The following is a 15,195-nucleotide window of genomic DNA, read 5'->3' as shown; positions in this document are numbered from 1 at the left end:
GTCAGATCGCGATGACCACTTCGAGGGTCCGGGGGCCGTGCACGCCCTCGACCCGGTCGAGTTCGATGTCGCTGGTCGCGGAGGGGCCGCTGATCCAGGTCAGCGGGCCGGTCGGGTCGAGCCGGGCGACCGCTTCCGGCACGGTCGCCACCACGTGGGCGGCCTCGATGACGCACAGGTGGTAGTCGGGCACCAGGGTGGCGGCTCGGCGGCCCTGCCGTTCGTCGAGCACGATCGTGCCGGTCTCGGCGATCGCCACCGCGCAGCCGGTGACCACGCCGTCGAGTTTGTCGAGTTCGGCGACCGGCAGCTCGCCGGTCTCCGGCTCCGGCAGGGCGTCGAGCCACGGTTGCGGGAGCCGGCCCGGTGCGGCCAGGCGGCGGCCGGCGGCCAGGCGGGTCAGGGTGGCCGGCACCTCTCCGGCGGGCACCACGTGCACGGTCGCGCGGTAGTCGGCGATGCGCTCGGCCAGCAGCCCGATCAGGTCGGCCGGTTCGGCCCGCTGCCGGTAGGCGCGCGGGATCTCCACCTCCGGCGCACCCGCAACCGCCTGCCGCACCCGAGCCAGGATCTCGTCTTTTGCGTTCACTTGCCGCCCTCCCGTAGCCACCAGTCGCGGAACGACTCCGCCGGGATCTCCGGGAGCTCCCGGGTGTCGGTCCAGGCCCCCAGTGCGCCGGGCAGCCGGCTGGGGACGAAGCGCCGGAGCCGGCCGGCCGCCCGCTGAGCGCGGGTGAGCCGCGCGTCCTTGCGGAAGACCCACCCGGCGGCCCGCATGCCGATCCGCTCAGGCAGCGGGTGAGGGGCCTTGGCCCGCAGGTCCACCAGCACCTCGGGGATGTCGATGGCGACCGGGCAGACGTCGTAGCAGGCCCCGCAGAGCGAGGAGGCGAACGGCAGCGAGGCGTCCAGCTCACTGCCCATGCCGCGGAGCTGTGGGGTGAGGATCGCGCCGATCGGCCCCGGGTAGACCGAGCCGTAGGCGTGCCCGCCCGCGCGTTCGTAGACCGGGCAGACGTTGAGGCAGGCCGAGCAGCGGATGCAGCGCAGCGCCTGGCGGCCGACCTCGTCGGCGAGCACCCCGGTGCGGCCGTTGTCCAGGAGCACGAGGTGGAAGGTCTGGCCCTCGGTCGCGCCGGTCCAGGTGGAGGTGTAGGGGTTCATCCGCTCGCCGGTGGAGCTGCGCGGCAGGAGCTGCAGGAAGACCTCCAGGTCCCGCCAGGTGGGCAGCAGCTTCTCGATGCCGACCACGCTGATCAGCGTCTCGGGCAGGGTCAGGCACATCCGCCCGTTGCCCTCGGACTCCAGGACCACCAGGGTGCCGGTCTCGGCGATCATGAAGTTGGCGCCGGAGACGGCGACCTTGCTCTTCAGGAAGCGCTCGCGCAGGTGGCGGCGGGCCGCCTCGGCCAGGGCGCGCGGCTCGTCGGTGAGGCCGGGCGGGGCCTCGGGCATCTCCCGCAGGAAGATCTCGCGGATCTCCGCGCGGTTGCGATGGATGGCCGGGACCAGGATGTGGCTGGGGAAGTCGTCGCCGAGCTGCACGATCAGCTCGGCCAGGTCGGTCTCGTAGGCGGTGATGCCCTGCTCGGCCAGGTGCTCGTTGAGGCCGATCTCCTGGGTGGCCATCGACTTGACCTTGACCACCTCGCGCTCGCCCGTCGCCTTGATCAGGCCGGTGACGATCCGGTTGGCCTCGGCGGCGTCGCGCGCCCAGTGCACCTGGCCGCCCGCGGCGGTGACCGCCGCTTCGAGCTGGAGCAGGTAGCGGTCGAGGTGGCGCAGGGTGTGGTCCTTGATCGCCTTGCCGGCGGCCCGCAGCTCCGTCCAGTCGGGCAGCTCGCCGACCACCGCGGCGCGCTTGCCGCGGATGGTGTGCGTGGCCTTGCGCAGGTTGAAGCGGAGCTGGGAGTTCTGGACGGCCTGCGCCGCGTTCTGCGGGAAGGTTCCCGGCATTCCGACGAACACGCTCATCACACGGCCTCCGTGGACGCGAGGATCTCGGCCAGGTGCATGACGCGCACGCCCGACTGCTGGCGCCGCAGCGTGCCGCCGATGTGCATCAGGCAGGAGTTGTCGGCGGCGCAGAGCACCTCGGCCCCGGTGTCGAGCACGTGGCGCACCTTGTCGCCGCACATCGCGGCGGAGACGGCGGGGTTCTTGACCGCGAAGGTGCCGCCGAAGCCGCAGCACTCCTCCGCGCCGGCCAGCGGGATCAGGTCGAGGCCGCGCACCTTGCCCAGCAGCCGCGCGGGCCGGTCGCCCAGGTGCAGGCCGCGCAGCGAGTGGCAGGTCGGGTGGTAGGTCACCCGGTGCGGGAAGTAGGCGCCCACGTCGTCGACCTCCAGCACGTCCAGCAGGAACTCCGACAGGTCGTACACCTTGGGCGTCAGGCGCTCGATCGCCGCCGCGCCGGGGCTGCCGGCCTTCACCAGCTTCGGGTACTGCTCGCGCACCATGGCCGCGCACGACCCGGAGGGCGCGACCACCGCGTCGTAGTCGCCGAACACCTCGGTGAAGTGCCTCACCAGCCGTACGCCCTCCGCCCGGTAGCCGGTGTTGACGTGCATCTGCCCGCAGCAGGTCTGGGCCTGCGGGAACTCCACCGCGCAGCCGAGGCGGCGCAGCAGGGTGACGACGGCGCGTCCGGTGCCGGGAAACAGCGTGTCGTTCACGCAGGTGATGAAGAGGGCGACCCGCACAACTTCCCCTTATGGTCTGACCACAGTATGGTCTGACCTTATGGCAGACAGCTGGGCACCCGTCAAGCGGACGCGGACCTTCGAGGAGGTGCTCGCCCAGATCGAGCGGCGCATCGCCGAGGACGGCCTGCGGATCGGCGACCGGCTGCCCGGCGAGCGGCAACTGGCCGAGCAGCTCCAGGTCAGCCGCTCCTCCGTGCGCGAGGCGCTGCGCGTGCTGGAGACGCTCGGAGTGCTCTCCTCCCAGGTGGGCCGCGGTCCCGAGGCGGGCGCGGTGCTCATCTCCCGGCCCGGCGCGGCGCTCACCGACCTGCTCCGGCTGCACGTGGGGCTCGACGGGCTGGAGCCGGCCGAGCTGATCGAGACCCGGCTGATGATCGAGCGCTTCGCCGCCGAGCGGGCCGCGCTGCGCGGGCCGGACACCAGCGCGCTGAGCGAGGCCCTGGCCGCCATGGACGCCGCCTCAGGGCCCGAGGAGTTCGTGGAGCACGACATCGCCTTCCACTGCGCCATCGCCGACGCCTCCGGCAACCGGCTGATCGCGGTGATCATGCGGTCGTTGCGCGACTCGGTCCGGCCGCACGCGGTGCAGGCGGTCGAGCGGATCGGCGACACCGCCGGGCTGCGCGCCGACCACCAGCGCATCCTCGACGCGATCTCGGCGGGCGACCCCGCCGAGGCCGCCCGCGCGGTCACCGACCACCTGGCCAAGACCTACCCGCCGGGCCCCGCACCCGCCTAGGAGCGGGCGTCGGCCACCCGGCAGGAGGCGCCCGAACAGGTGTGCATGAGCCGCATCAGGTAGTCGAGCCGCATCAGCAGCGCCGGCGAGGCGGAGGCGGCCAGGTTGTCGAGCTGCTGCGGGTCCTCCACCAGGTCGTAGAGCTGCGTCTCGCCGGTCGCGTACCGCACGTAGGTGTAGCGCTCGGTGCGGATCGCGGTGTAGGGCGGCACGGGCGTCTGGCGGGCCGACTTCTTGTTCGCCGGCCGGAAGAACTCGATCAGCACGTTGCGCCGCCAGTTGGCCGGCCGCTGGCCACGCAGCAGCGGCACCAGCGAGCGGCCCTCGGCGAAGGCCGGCACGGTCGCGCCGCCGAGTTCGGCGAAGGTGGGGGCGAGGTCGATGGTCGCGCACATCGCGTCGTTGACCGCGCCACGCGCCACCCCGGGGCCGCGCACCACCAGCGGGATGTGAATGGCCTCCTCGAACGGCGTGGTCTTGCCCTGGCGGAGCCGGTGGGTGCCCAGGTGGAAGCCGTTGTCGGAGGCGAAGAACAGGTAGGTGTCCTCCAGCTCGCCGGCCGCCTCCAGGGCGTCGACCAGGGTGCCGACCAGGTCGTCCACGCCGAGCATGGCGCGCAGGCGGTCGCGGTAGCGCTCGTCGATGCGGTCGATGCCGGCCGGCTTGATCAGCGGGAGGTCGCGCAGCCAGCGAGGCTCGCGCTCGACGTCCTCCTGGTTGAAGGACTTCGTGCGGGGGGCCTTGGCGCCGGGGAAGGCGCTGGCGTGCCGTACCGCGGGGTTGGCGGGGTTGTGCGGCGCGACCGGGGCCAGGTAGAGGAAGAACGGCGTGTCTCCGGCGGCGTTCACGAAGGCCGTGGCCTTGGCGGCCAGCACGTCGGAGAGGTAGTCCTGCTCGGCCCAGCCGTAGTCGACCAGCGTGCCGTTGGAGTTGAGGGTGTAGTCGTACTCCTCGTACAGGTTGCGTACGGGCACGTCCCAGGTGTCCCAGCCGGGCGGCACGTAGGTGGTGGCGGCCGAATTGCCGGGGTAGTGGTTGAGGAACTTGCCCATCAGCCCGGTGCGGTAGCCGGCCGCCTTCATCCAGGTGCCGATGGTGGAACGGTCCAGCTTGAGGGCGTTGAAGCGGTCGAAGCCGCCTTCGGGGGCGGTGTTGGTGAGCACGTTGTGGCTGTGCACGTACTGCGAGCGCAGGATCGAGGTGCGGGAGGGGCAGCACCAGGAGTTGGTCACGAAGGTGCGCTCGAAGGAGATCCCCTGCTGGACCAGGTGCCGGGAGATGTTCGGGAACAGGTGCAGGTTCCCCGCCTCGAGGTCGTCCACCAGAATCAGGACGACGTTCGGCTTCGCGGGCGCTCTGACGGGCTTGCGCGTGGCGAAACCGCCGGTCGCGGACACCGAGGGCATCCCTGTGACCAGCATCAACAACGCTATGCATACGACTCGACACAGACCCTTCAGCACAGAAGCCACCTTGCCCCGGAGATCGCTCATTGACACCCGGAGCGGGATAATAGAACGTGTTCTAATGAAACTCGGCCTGAATCTCGGCTACTGGCAACGCGCCGCCGACGACGCCACCGAGACCGTCCTGCTCGCCGAGCGGCTCGGCTACGACTCGGTCTGGACCGCCGAGGCCTACGGCAGCGACGCCTTCACCCCGCTCGCCTGGTACGGCGCGCGCACCTCCCGGATCAAGCTCGGCACCTCGGTCGTGCAACTGTCGGCCCGCACCCCGGCCGCCACCGCGATGACCGCGATGACGCTCGACCACCTGACCGGCGGGCGGCTGCTGCTCGGCGTGGGCGCCTCCGGGCCGCAGGTGGTCGAGGGCTGGTACGGCCAGCCGTTCGGCCGCCCGCTCGCGCGCACCCGCGAGTACGTCGAGATCATGCGCAAGATCTGGCGCCGCGAGGAGCCGGTCACCGCTCCCGGGCCGCACCACCCGCTGCCGCTCCCCGGCGGCCTGGGCAAGCCGCTCAAGTCGATCACCCACCCGCTGCGCCCCGACATCCCGGTCTACCTCGGCGCCGAAGGCCCCAGGAACGTCGCGCTGTCGGCGGAGATCGCGCAGGGCTGGCTGCCGCTGTTCGCCTTCCCGGAGAAGATCGGCGAGATGTACGGCGAGGCCCTCGCCCCCGCTCCCCCGGACTTCGACATCGCGGCCATGGTGCTGGTCCTCATCGACGACGACGTCCCCCGCGCGCTGGAGGCGGTGAAGATGATGCTCACCCTCTACATCGGCGGCATGGGCGCCAAGCACCGCAACTTCCACGCCGACATCATCGGCCGCATGGGCTTCGCCGAGACCGCCGAGCACATCCAGGCGCTCTACCTGTCCGGCCGCAAGGACGAGGCGTTCCGTGCCGTCCCGGACGAGCTGGCCGACGGCATCTCGCTGGTCGGCCCCGCCGGGCGGATCAAGGAGCGGCTGGAGGTGTGGCGGGCCAGCCCGGTCACCAGCCTCCTGGTGATGGGCCCGCGGGACGAGGCGTCGCTGACCACCGTCCGGGACCTCGTCCTGGGCTAGGGTGCTGCGGGTGATCCGCGGCTTACGTGTCGGCCTGACCGTGCTGTTGCCGGCCGCAGTCCTGGACGGCAGCAGTGGACGCCACCGCCCGCGCCCTGGAGACCGGCAGGACGCGGGACGGCTGGGTGCCCGTGGTGGCCGGGGCGAGCTCGGCTGGGAGTCCGATCGGGACTAGTCCGGCCGCGGCGCCGGGTCGGCGGTGACGGAGCGCAGCAGCGGCCGGCTGAGCGCCCCCGCCGCCAGCACCCCGCCGAAGCCGAGCACCACGCAGGTCACCAGCGTGAGCACGCCCCGCACGTTCATGGCGGCGTACATGAAGGGCAGCGCGCACAGCACCCCGGTGGCGATCGAGCCGCCGCCCATCACCGCGAGCGGGATGAGCGTCTCCGAGCGCCGCGCCCGGTCGAGGACCTCCAGCGGCGTCCCGGCCAGGCGCAGCAGCGCGTAGGTCTGGCGCCGGTCGAGCACGGAGGAGGCGGCGGTGATCCCCGCGCTGGCGATGGCGACCAGGAAGGAGACGGCCAGCACCACGACCGTGCCGGTGCCGACGTCCTTGAGCACCTGGGCGGAGGTGGACCCGTCCTCGGCCTCGGTGGTGGCCGTGTGACCGGGGGCCAGGCCCTCCAGCGCGGTCCGGGCGCGGTCGGTGACCGCCTGGTCCGCGCCGGTGCCGAGGGCGGCCACGATCCCGCCCTTGGTGGTCTCGACCTCGGCCCTGACCCCCGCCACGGCCAGCCGCTCGCGTGCCTCGGCGGCGGCTTTCTCGGCCTGCCCGGCGGGTACGGCCAGCGTCAACTGGTGCCGGTCGGGCGAGCCGAGCAGGTCGGCGCTGGGGCTGAGCAGCCCGAGGAAGCCCGCGACGAAGCCGGTCAGCGCCACGCCGCTGACGGTGCGCCAGGCCGAGCGCGGGTCGTCGACCAGCCGCCGCCCGGCCAGCAGCGTGCCGGGCCGCCGGGCCCTCGCGGCGGTCACCCGGCCGATGACGGCGACCACCCACGGCCCGACCAGGTTGAGGGAGAGGAAGGCCAGGCCGAGCGCGCCGGCGATCACCGCCACGCCGGCCTGGCGGCTCAGCACCGGCACCGCGATCAGCGCGGCGAGCAGCACCAGCACCCGGACGAAGCGCAGCCCGGGCGGGGTCTCCCGCTTGGCCACGCCCAGCGGGCTGACCACCACGCGCCGCAGCCCGGCGACCGCCGAGAGCCCCACCAGCACCGGGACGCCGGCCAGGGCCACGGCGACGATCCACACCGGCGGCCACAGGTCGGCGGTGTACCAGGGGCCGCCGCCGATCTCGATCCTGGTCAGCAGCGGGGCGGCCAGGCCGTACAGCACGGTTCCGGCCAGCGCGCCGGCCAGGGCCACGAGCATCGCCTCGGCCACGGTCATCCCGGCGACCTGCGCCGGGGTGGCGCCGACCAGGCGGAGCGCGGCCAGCCGCTGGTCACGGCGGGCCACGGTGAGCCGGGCCGCCGCGCCGCCGAAGACGAGCAACGGCACGACCATGAGCACGCCGGCGATCAGCGCGAGGATCCGGTAGCCGATGGCGTCGTCGGTCGGGGTGCCGGCGAAGGAGGCCACCCGGGTCGGCTTGACCGAGCCCATGGCCACGTCGCGATCGCGGCTCTTCATCGCCGGGTCGTCCGGGCGGTGCCCGGCCACCACGACCAGCTCCTCCGGGTGGACCAGCGCCTCCTCGCCCAGGGTGCCCCGCTGCTCGGGGTAGCGGGCGGCCAGCCGGTCGGCGGGCAGCTCGCGGGCGAGCTCGCGCAGGGCGGGCGAGAGCCAAACCTCGCCGGGGGCCGGCACGCGCGGGAGTCCGGGCGGTGCGGGCGCCCGGTCGCCGAGCGCGGCGATGTCCACCACGGTGATCGGGCGGCCGGCCACGTAGTCGAGGCGGGTGGCCTGCACCGCCACCGCGCCGCTCTTGGCCGCGACCGGGTTGCGCCACGCGCCGCGTTCGGCCCGCGCGTCGAAGGCCAGGTTGGCGCTGATCGCGAAGAGCAGCAGGGCGGTCGAGACGGCGACCGCGCCGAAGGTCAGCCACGTGCCCAGCAGGCCGCGGCGGCCCCCGCCGCGCAGCAGCCTCCAGGCCAGCGAGAGGGTCGCGTTCACGCCTGGACCCCCGGCAGGAGCTGGGTGAAGGTCTGGTCCGGTACGGCGGAGCCGCTCAGCCGCCCGTCGCGCACCTCGACGGTGCGGTCGCACCAGCCGGCCACGTTCGGGTCGTGGGTGACCACGACGAGCGAGGCGCCGTTGTGCTTGGTCGCCTCGACCAGCAGCCGCATGGTGTCGTGCCCGGTGCTCTGGTCGAGCGCGCCGGTGGGCTCGTCGGCGAAGACCACCGCCGGCTTGGTGACCAGGGCGCGCGCGATGGCCACGCGCTGGGCCTGGCCGCCGGACAGCTCGCCGGGCCGCCGGCCCTCCATGCCCTGCAGGCCGAGCGGGCCGAACCAGTCGCGCGCCTGCCGTACCGCCTGGGTGCGGGAGACGCCGCCCAGCATGAGCGGGAGGGCCACGTTCTCCTCGGCGGGCAGCTCGGGCAGGAGCTGGCCGAACTGGAAGACGAAGCCGAAGCGGGTGCGGCGCAGGGCGCTGCGCCGGCGTTCGCCCAGGTTGTCCACCCGCTGGCCCATCAGGTGCACCTCGCCGGAGTCGGGCTTCATGATCCCGGCCAGGCAGTGCAGCAGGGTGGACTTGCCGGAACCGCTCGGACCCATGATCGCGACGGCTTCCGCCTCGCCGATGGCGATGTCCACCCCGGCCAGGGCGGTGGTGGGTCCGAAATGCTTCGTCAGGGTGTAGCCCCCGAGTACCTCGCTCATGGTCACCAAGCCTGGAGGCCCGGCTCGCCCGGCGGATCGGCCACGTGGACGGAGCGAGATCGGCCGAACGGCTGATCCTATGCTGGACGGGTGATTCGAGTGCTCATCGCCGACGACCAGGAGCTCGTCCGCACCGGCTTCCAGATGATCATTGACGCGCAGCCGGACATGGAGGTCGTCGCCGCGGTCGCCGACGGCGCCGAGGCGGTGGCCGAGGCCAGACGGCTGCGCCCGGACGTGTGCCTGCTGGACATCCGCATGCCCAAGCTCGACGGGCTGGAGGCCACCCGCCTGCTGGCCGGGCCCGGCGTGGCCGAGCCGCTGCGCGTGGTGATCGTGACCACCTTCGACCTCGACGAGTACGTCTACGGCGCGCTGCGCGCGGGCGCGACCGGCTTCCTGCTGAAGGACAGCGGCCCCACCCTGCTGCTGGAGGCGATCCGGGCGGCGGTGAACGGCGACGCGCTGGTCTCCCCCTCGGTCACCGTGCGGCTGCTGCAGCACCTCACCAAGCCGACCGTGGCCAAGCCGCTGGACGACCCGCTGACCGAGCGCGAGCTCGACGTGGTGCGGCTGGTGGCGCGCGGCCGGACCAATCAGGAGGTGGCCGCCGAACTGTTCGTTTCACTTTCGACGGTTAAGACCCACCTTGGCAGTATCCAGGGCAAACTCCGGGCCAGGAATCGTGGCGAAATCGCAGCTTGGGCCTGGGAGTCCGGCGTGGTGAGCTGATTAGGAACGCGCCCGGCGGGATAAAAGTGAATCAGCACAGCAGGGGAGAACTACGTGCGATTCATCACCCGGGCCGTTTATGTGGCCCTCGCCGCCCACATCGCGTCCCTGACCGCGCTCGTGGTCTTCGAGGAGCTGCGCGGGCACAGCCTCGTCACCCAGCTCGCCTCGATCGACCACCCGGACAGCACGGCGGCCCAGGCCGTGGTCGGCGCGGTCACCGTCTTCGCCGTCCTGATCATGCTGGTCGTCGGCACGCTGGCCGTCGCCGCCGTCGCCTACCTGACCTGGCTGGTCCGGGTCCGCCAGGCCCACGACCGTGCCGCCTCCCCCGCGCCGGTGCTGCTCGGCTGGCTGATCCCCGGCGTCGCCCTGGTCGCGCCGGTCGTGCTGGTGGACGACGTCTGGAAGAACTCGCGCCCGCCGTTCGACCAGCGGCCCCGCTGGCTCTTCCTGCTCGGCGCCTGGTGGCTGAGCTGGCTGGCCGCGGTCGCCTCGCTGATCATCCGGCTCGGCGACGACAGCGCGGGCACGCTCACCGGCATCGGCGTGCGCGAGCTGGCGCTGGCCGCGTTCGCCGCCGTGCTGTGCGCGGCGACCGTCCGGGAGATCGAGCGCATCCAGACCGTCGCCGCCCGCGCCCGCCGCGCCCTGCCCGGCTCGCTGTCGCACGTGTGAGCCTTCTGCCCGGCCGGCTCAAGCGGCGGCCAGCTCAAGCGGCGGCCAGCTCAGGCGGCGGCCGGGTCAGGCGGCGGCCGGGCCGGAACTGCCCTGGCTGGCGTGCCAGAGCCGGCGTGACGGCGAGACGATCGCCGGGCCGAGATCGGCGTAGGGCGAGAGCCGGAAGCCGTTGGCGTACTCGATCCGCCGCCCGCCGACGCCCTCGCGTTCCTCGGGCACGCGGTCGACGATCGCCCGGACCGCCGCGAGGCCGCCGCGCCGCCAGGCCGCCTCCAGATCGACCAGGTTCCAGCAGTCCAGCGCCCGCATGGACACCGCCCGCGGCCCGGTCCGCCGGATCACCCCGCGCGCCACCATCAGCCACGAACCGAAGACCGTCGACGCGCAGTGCCCCTGCACCGACTCGAAGAAGGTCAGGTCCACCGGCCCGGTCGAGTCGTCGAGGGTGGCGAAGATGACCCGCTGCCCCGACCGCACCGCCGGCGTCTGGGTGGCCACCTTGACCCCGGCGACCAGGATCTCCGCGCCGTTGCGCTGGGTCAGCAGGTCACGCGAGCGCACCACGCCCAGCGCGTCGAGCAGCTCGTCGTGGAAGCTGATGACGTGCCGGCTGACGTCGATGCCGAGGATCTCCAGCTCGGCCTCGACCATCTCGGTCTCCGTCATCTCCGGCAGCTCGCCGGGGGCGATGTGCTCGGTGAAGCCCAGCGGGAGCTGGATCGCCGCCGCCGCTTCCGGCGGCGGCGGGTCCGGCCTGCCGTACCGCTTGCCGGCGCGGGCCGGGGCTCGGGTGCCGGAGGTGGAGGCCCGCTCCAGCGCGCCCACCTGGGCGATCAGGTCGCGCCTGGTCAGCCGGCCGGGCCGCCAGCGCGGCCCGCCGCCGCCCGGGTCGAGCTCGTGCAGCGCGTCGAGCCCGCCGACCTGCACGATCCGCTCCATGACCGGCCGCGAGGGCCGGGCCCGCTCCCAGAAGTCCGACAGCGAGGTGTACGGCTGGCCGGCCAGCATCCGGTCGACCTCGGCCTCGCTGACCCCCTTGACCGAGGAGAACGGCACCCGCAGGGCGTAGCCGCGCCCGAGCTCCTCGGCGTTGAAGGGCCGCCGCTCCCCCGGCTTCTCCAGCGCCGCCGCGGGCGCGCGCACCTCCATCCCGAGCCGTTCCACCCGCCACTCCCGGCCCGACCTGTTGATGTCGAGCGGCAGGATCCGCACCCCGCACTGGCGGGCCTCGTCCACGATCACCCGCTGCGGGTACATGCCCGGCTCGTGGGTGAGCACCCCGGCGAAGAAGGCGGCGGCGTGGTGGCGCTTGAGCCAGGCCGACTGGTAGGTGGGCAGCGCGAAGGCGGCGGCGTGCGCCTTGCAGAAGCCGAACGCGCCGAACGCGTCCAGCACCTCCCAGGCCCGCTCCACCTCGGCGTCGGCGAACCCTTGCGCCTTGGCGCGCGGCACGAACTCCTTGCGCACCCGCGCCCTGCCCTCGGGCGTGGCGAGGGTGCGGCGCATCTTCTCCGCGAACGACAGGTCCTCGCCGGTCATCACCTCGATGACCTTGAGCACCTGCTCGTGGAAGACGACCACGCCGTGCGTCTCCTGCAGCGCCGCGCGCAGCCGCTCGTGCGCGTAGACCGGCTTGCGCCAGCCGTGCCGCGCCTCCAGGTACGGCGTGACCATGTCGGAGTTGACCGGCCCCGGGCGGAAGAGGGAGATGTCCACGATGAGGTCGTTCATCGTGCGCGGCTCCAGCTTGGCGACCAGCTCGCGCTGGCCGGGCGACTCGATCTGGAAGCAGCCGAGCGTACGGCTGGCGCAGATCATGTCGTAGGTGGTCGCGTCGTCGTGCGGCACGGCGTCGAGCTCGATCCTCTCGCCGTCCACCCGCTCGATCTCGGTGAGCGTGTAGGCCATCGCCGACTGCATGCGCACGCCGAGCACGTCGAGCTTGAGCAGCCCGGCCTCCTCGACGTCGTCCTTGTCGAACTGCGACATGGGGAACTCCAGCATGCTGCGCTCGACCGGCGTGACGTCCCCCAGCCCGGCGTTGCCGACCAGCACCCCGCACGGGTGCAGGGCGATGTGCCTGGGCAGGCCGTCGAGCCGCTCGGCCAGCTTGAACACCCGGTCGAGACCCGCCTCGCCCAGCCGCGACTCGCGCAGCTCGGGCAGATCGGCCAGCGAGGCGGTGATCTGGCGGGCCCGCACGTGCGGGAAGGCCTTGGCGATCAGGTCGATCTCGTGCGGCGGCAACCCCATGGCCGCGCCGACGTCCCGCAGCGCGCTGCGGGCGCGGTAGGTCTCCATCATCGACACGCAGGCCACCCGCGACTCGCCGTACCGGTCGAAGATCGCCTTGTAGCAGTCGAGACGGCGGGCCGACTCGACGTCCACGTCGATGTCCGGCAGGCCGACGCGGCCCTCCGACAGGAACCGCTCCATGAGCAGGCCGTGCTCCAGCGGGTTCACCTCGCCGATGCGGATCAGGTAGTTGACCAGGCTGCCCGCGCCCGAGCCGCGGATGGCGCACCGCACGCCCATGCCGCGGATCATGTCGGTGATGCCGGCGACGGCGATGAAGTAGCCGGACAGGTTCTTGCGCTCGATGACGGCCAGCTCCTCGCGCAGCCGATCCTTGGCGTCCCGGTCGCGGTGCAGGCCGCGCTCGTACAGGCCGTCGAAGCAGCGGTTGCGCAGCAGCGGGACCGGATCCCTGCCCATCTCGGGCAGGTGCAGGCGGCCGTCCTTGAGCGCCAGGACCCGCAAGGGGTCCATCGCGCACCGCTCGGCCAGGTGGCGGGTGGTGCGCAGCAGGCGCTCGGCCCTCCCCCGGTCGCCCCCGCAGATCTTCGCGGCGACCCTGGCCATCTCCTCGCCGCTCTTCAGGTAGGCGTGCGAAGTGGTGCGCTCCAGATGCCTGGGGTGCAGGGGGACCAACTGGCGGGCGGCGTCCAGGACGTCGCCCACCTGGTGGTCGGCGGGATCGAGGTACCGCACGGCGTTGGTCAGGACGGCGGGCACGCCGGCGGCGTCGGCCAGCGCGATCATCCGGACCGCGGTGGCGGCGTCGCGGTAGCCGTACTGGTCGACGGCCTCGACCGCCAGGGCGGGGACGGTGGCCTTCCAGCGGTCCAGGAGGGCGCGGGCCAGCTCGTCCCGGCCCGCGGCCACCGCCCGGCCGACGTCGGAACGGGGGCCCAGCAGGACCACCAGGCCGGGGCCGGCCTCGGCCAGGAGGGCGTGGGACACGCGGGGGGCGCCGCGGTCGCCGGCGGCGTGGGCGGCGGTGACCAGGCGGCACAACCTCGGCCAGCCGTCGGACAGGGCCAGGACGGTGACCCTGTCGTGGGCGTCTGGGCCGGTGGGGGGGTGGGCCGCCGTCGGCCCTCCCCCCCGTAGACCAGCCGTCCCGCCGGTCGGGCTGGGGCGGCCAAGAAGAGCGCCCGCCGTCGGCCCTCCTCGCCGTAGACCAGCCGACTCGCCGGTCGGGCTGGGGTGGCCGGGAAAAGCGGCCGCCGTCGACCCCCGCCACCGTAGACCAGCCGACTCGCCGTCCGACCTGGGGTGGCCGGGGGAAAAGCCGGCCGTCGGCTCTCGGCGCCGTAGACCAGCCGACTCGTCGTCCGGCCTGGGGTGGCCTAGGACGAGGGTGACGCCGAAGACGGGGCGGAGGCCGGTGTCGGCGCAGGCCTGGGCGTGTTTGACCGCGCCGTAGAGGCCGTCGCGGTCGGTGAGGGCGAGGATGTCCATGCCGTGCTCACGGGCGCGGGCGGCGAGGGCGGGCGGGAAGGCGGTGCCGTACCGCATGGAGTAGGCCGAGGACACGTTGAGGTGCGGGAAGTCGCGCATCAGTCCCACGCCCTCAGCAGCAGCCAGCCGCCGCTGGCGGTGTCGTAACGGAGTTCGTAGGTGCCGACCTCGCGGCCGGGGCTGGCTTCGACCCGCCAGAAGAGGCGCTCGCCGGGATCGTCGTCGCCGGTCTTCCACCACTCGCGGGAGACCACCCAGTGGTCGAGCATCCGGCGCACCAGGTAAAGCCGGTCACGCCAGACGAACTGGGTCGGTTCCCCGTCTCGGGTCCATACCTCTATGGGATCGCCATAAAGTCTGCTCAAGACGCTTGTCTCCCCGGGGGCCAGTTGCCAACTGCCCGGGGGAAGGTCGGGCGCTACATGTCGAACATATGTTCTCAAGCGCCAAAGCGCAAGTCGCCGGCCTGCCGGACGAGCGGGTTGGCGCCGATGGAGTTGCGGATGCTGAAGGCGACGCTCCCGGCGCGGTAGCGGTCGTCGGACCACTCGACGGGCCGGCCCTCGTGGGTGGTGGTGACGCGGCGCTGACGCAGGAGCGGGCTGCCGCGCCGTACTCCCAGGTGGCGGGCGTCGGCGGTGGTGGCGGCGACGGCGTCGATGAGGTGCTCGCCGTAGGCGAAGACGAGGCCGACGGCGTCGTAGAGCGCCTGGGTGACCGAGCCGCAGTCGGCGGGCAGGGCGGCGACGGCGGGGGCGATCCAGCCGGCGTAGACGGTGCGTTCCAGCAGGACGGGTTCGCCGTCGAGGGTGCGCACGCGGAGCACTTCGAGCACGTCCTGCTCGCCCAGCCGCTCGGCCTCCGGTCCGGTGGCCGGGCGGCGGTGTTGCGAGATCACCTCGCCGCCGAAGGCATAGCCGTTGGCCCGCGCCCACTGCGCGAAACTGTGCAGTTCGGCGAAACTCTGGCTGCGCGTGGTGCCGAGCACGATCCGCCTGGCGCCCTGCCGGGAGCCCACCAATCCTTCCGCGGCCAGCACGGCGACCGCCTGCCGTACGGTGCCGCGGGCGGCGGAGTAGCGCGCGGCCAGCTCCGACTCGGAGGGGAGCTGGGAGCCGACCGGATGCGCGCCGCGCAGAATGTCCTCTCGCAGCTCAGCGGCAATTCGTTCATAGCGAGCAACCATTACTGACCCTTTCAGTTCACGAAATAGCAATCTTTATGCGACTAACTAGGTCTG

Annotated in this window: 13 protein-coding genes; 4 read left to right on the top strand and 9 right to left on the bottom strand. The window is 72.9% G+C overall.

Annotated elements, in window-relative coordinates:
- Position 1 precedes the first annotated feature (1 nt).
- The 3 genes from AB0I67_RS36235 to AB0I67_RS36225 are packed head-to-tail and all read right to left on the bottom strand — an operon-like array spanning position 2 to position 2,702.
- A complete protein-coding gene (locus AB0I67_RS36235) occupies positions 2–589 on the bottom strand; it encodes an LUD domain-containing protein (RefSeq protein ID WP_357933386.1) in 588 nt (195 codons plus the stop codon).
- The gene (locus AB0I67_RS36230; protein WP_357933383.1) at positions 586–1,974 is read right to left on the bottom strand and encodes a lactate utilization protein B; all 1,389 of its coding nucleotides are present in this window, start codon (positions 1,972–1,974) and stop codon (positions 586–588) included. Before AB0I67_RS36230 ends, AB0I67_RS36235 begins: the two co-directional genes overlap by 4 nt.
- Positions 1,974–2,702 (bottom strand): (Fe-S)-binding protein, encoded by a 729-nt coding sequence (locus AB0I67_RS36225; protein WP_357933381.1) that lies wholly within the window; start codon positions 2,700–2,702, stop codon positions 1,974–1,976. The genes AB0I67_RS36230 and AB0I67_RS36225 overlap by 1 nt, the downstream gene beginning before the upstream one ends.
- A gap of 40 nt (positions 2,703–2,742) precedes the next feature.
- Between AB0I67_RS36225 and AB0I67_RS36220 the strand changes: the two genes are divergently transcribed.
- Positions 2,743–3,444 (top strand): FadR/GntR family transcriptional regulator, encoded by a 702-nt coding sequence (locus tag AB0I67_RS36220; protein ID WP_357933378.1) that lies wholly within the window; start codon positions 2,743–2,745, stop codon positions 3,442–3,444.
- Here AB0I67_RS36220 and AB0I67_RS36215 read toward each other — a convergent pair.
- Entirely contained in the window at positions 3,441–4,850 is a 1,410-nt protein-coding gene (locus AB0I67_RS36215) for a sulfatase (protein ID WP_357933662.1), read from the bottom strand. The two genes, AB0I67_RS36220 and AB0I67_RS36215, sit on opposite strands and share 4 nt — an antisense overlap.
- A gap of 121 nt (positions 4,851–4,971) precedes the next feature.
- Here AB0I67_RS36215 and AB0I67_RS36210 point away from each other — a divergent pair, with 121 nt between their 5' ends.
- A complete protein-coding gene (locus AB0I67_RS36210) occupies positions 4,972–5,973 on the top strand; it encodes an LLM class F420-dependent oxidoreductase (RefSeq protein ID WP_357933375.1) in 1,002 nt (333 codons plus the stop codon).
- A gap of 171 nt (positions 5,974–6,144) precedes the next feature.
- Here AB0I67_RS36210 and AB0I67_RS36205 read toward each other — a convergent pair whose 3' ends face one another.
- Positions 6,145–8,088: an ABC transporter permease gene (locus AB0I67_RS36205; protein ID WP_357933372.1), complete on the bottom strand. Its 1,944-nt coding sequence runs from the start codon at positions 8,086–8,088 to the stop codon at positions 6,145–6,147.
- Positions 8,085–8,798: an ABC transporter ATP-binding protein gene (locus AB0I67_RS36200; protein WP_357933369.1), complete on the bottom strand. Its 714-nt coding sequence runs from the start codon at positions 8,796–8,798 to the stop codon at positions 8,085–8,087. The genes AB0I67_RS36205 and AB0I67_RS36200 overlap by 4 nt, the downstream gene beginning before the upstream one ends.
- A 90-nt stretch (positions 8,799–8,888) precedes the next feature.
- Here AB0I67_RS36200 and AB0I67_RS36195 point away from each other — a divergent pair, with 90 nt between their 5' ends.
- Both AB0I67_RS36195 and AB0I67_RS36190 read left to right on the top strand, forming a co-directional pair.
- On the top strand, positions 8,889–9,530 hold the full coding sequence (locus AB0I67_RS36195) for a response regulator transcription factor (RefSeq protein WP_357933367.1): 642 nt from the start codon (positions 8,889–8,891) through the stop codon (positions 9,528–9,530).
- A gap of 54 nt (positions 9,531–9,584) precedes the next feature.
- Positions 9,585–10,208: a DUF4328 domain-containing protein gene (locus tag AB0I67_RS36190; RefSeq protein WP_357933365.1), complete on the top strand. Its 624-nt coding sequence runs from the start codon at positions 9,585–9,587 to the stop codon at positions 10,206–10,208.
- 66 nt (positions 10,209–10,274) lie between these two features.
- Here AB0I67_RS36190 and dnaE read toward each other — a convergent pair whose 3' ends face one another.
- The 3 genes from dnaE to AB0I67_RS36175 are packed head-to-tail and all read right to left on the bottom strand — an operon-like array spanning position 10,275 to position 15,141.
- Positions 10,275–14,054 (bottom strand): DNA polymerase III subunit alpha, encoded by a 3,780-nt coding sequence (dnaE, locus tag AB0I67_RS36185; protein WP_357933363.1) that lies wholly within the window; start codon positions 14,052–14,054, stop codon positions 10,275–10,277.
- Positions 14,054–14,503, bottom strand: coding sequence for a DUF6504 family protein (locus tag AB0I67_RS36180; protein WP_357933360.1), 450 nt, complete (start codon positions 14,501–14,503; stop codon positions 14,054–14,056). Before AB0I67_RS36180 ends, dnaE begins: the two co-directional genes overlap by 1 nt.
- Positions 14,395–15,141 carry a GntR family transcriptional regulator gene (locus AB0I67_RS36175; protein WP_357933357.1) on the bottom strand — a complete coding sequence of 249 codons (747 nt, stop codon included), beginning with the start codon at positions 15,139–15,141 and terminating at the stop codon, positions 14,395–14,397. Before AB0I67_RS36175 ends, AB0I67_RS36180 begins: the two co-directional genes overlap by 109 nt.
- Between the last annotated feature and the right edge of the window lie 54 nt (positions 15,142–15,195).

Source organism: Nonomuraea sp. NPDC050310, from assembly GCF_040655795.1.
Classification (GTDB): Bacteria; Actinomycetota; Actinomycetes; order Streptosporangiales; family Streptosporangiaceae; genus Nonomuraea.
The sequence above is the reverse complement of the archived record's forward strand: the minus strand, read 5'-3'. Positions and strand labels throughout refer to the sequence as shown.

What these genes read in the sequence shown, in the direction of transcription:
- AB0I67_RS36210 (WP_357933375.1), top strand. Translation starts at nt 4,972, where the DNA reads ATGAAACTCGGCCTGAATCTCGGCTACTGGCAACGCGCCGCCGACGAC.
- AB0I67_RS36175 (WP_357933357.1), bottom strand. Translation starts at nt 15,141, where the DNA reads ATGGTTGCTCGCTATGAACGAATTGCCGCTGAGCTGCGAGAGGACATT.
- AB0I67_RS36215 (WP_357933662.1), bottom strand. Translation starts at nt 4,850, where the DNA reads ATGCCCTCGGTGTCCGCGACCGGCGGTTTCGCCACGCGCAAGCCCGTC.
- AB0I67_RS36200 (WP_357933369.1), bottom strand. Translation starts at nt 8,798, where the DNA reads ATGAGCGAGGTACTCGGGGGCTACACCCTGACGAAGCATTTCGGACCC.
- AB0I67_RS36220 (WP_357933378.1), top strand. Translation starts at nt 2,743, where the DNA reads ATGGCAGACAGCTGGGCACCCGTCAAGCGGACGCGGACCTTCGAGGAG.
- dnaE (WP_357933363.1), bottom strand. Translation starts at nt 14,054, where the DNA reads ATGCGCGACTTCCCGCACCTCAACGTGTCCTCGGCCTACTCCATGCGG.
- AB0I67_RS36230 (WP_357933383.1), bottom strand. Translation starts at nt 1,974, where the DNA reads ATGAGCGTGTTCGTCGGAATGCCGGGAACCTTCCCGCAGAACGCGGCG.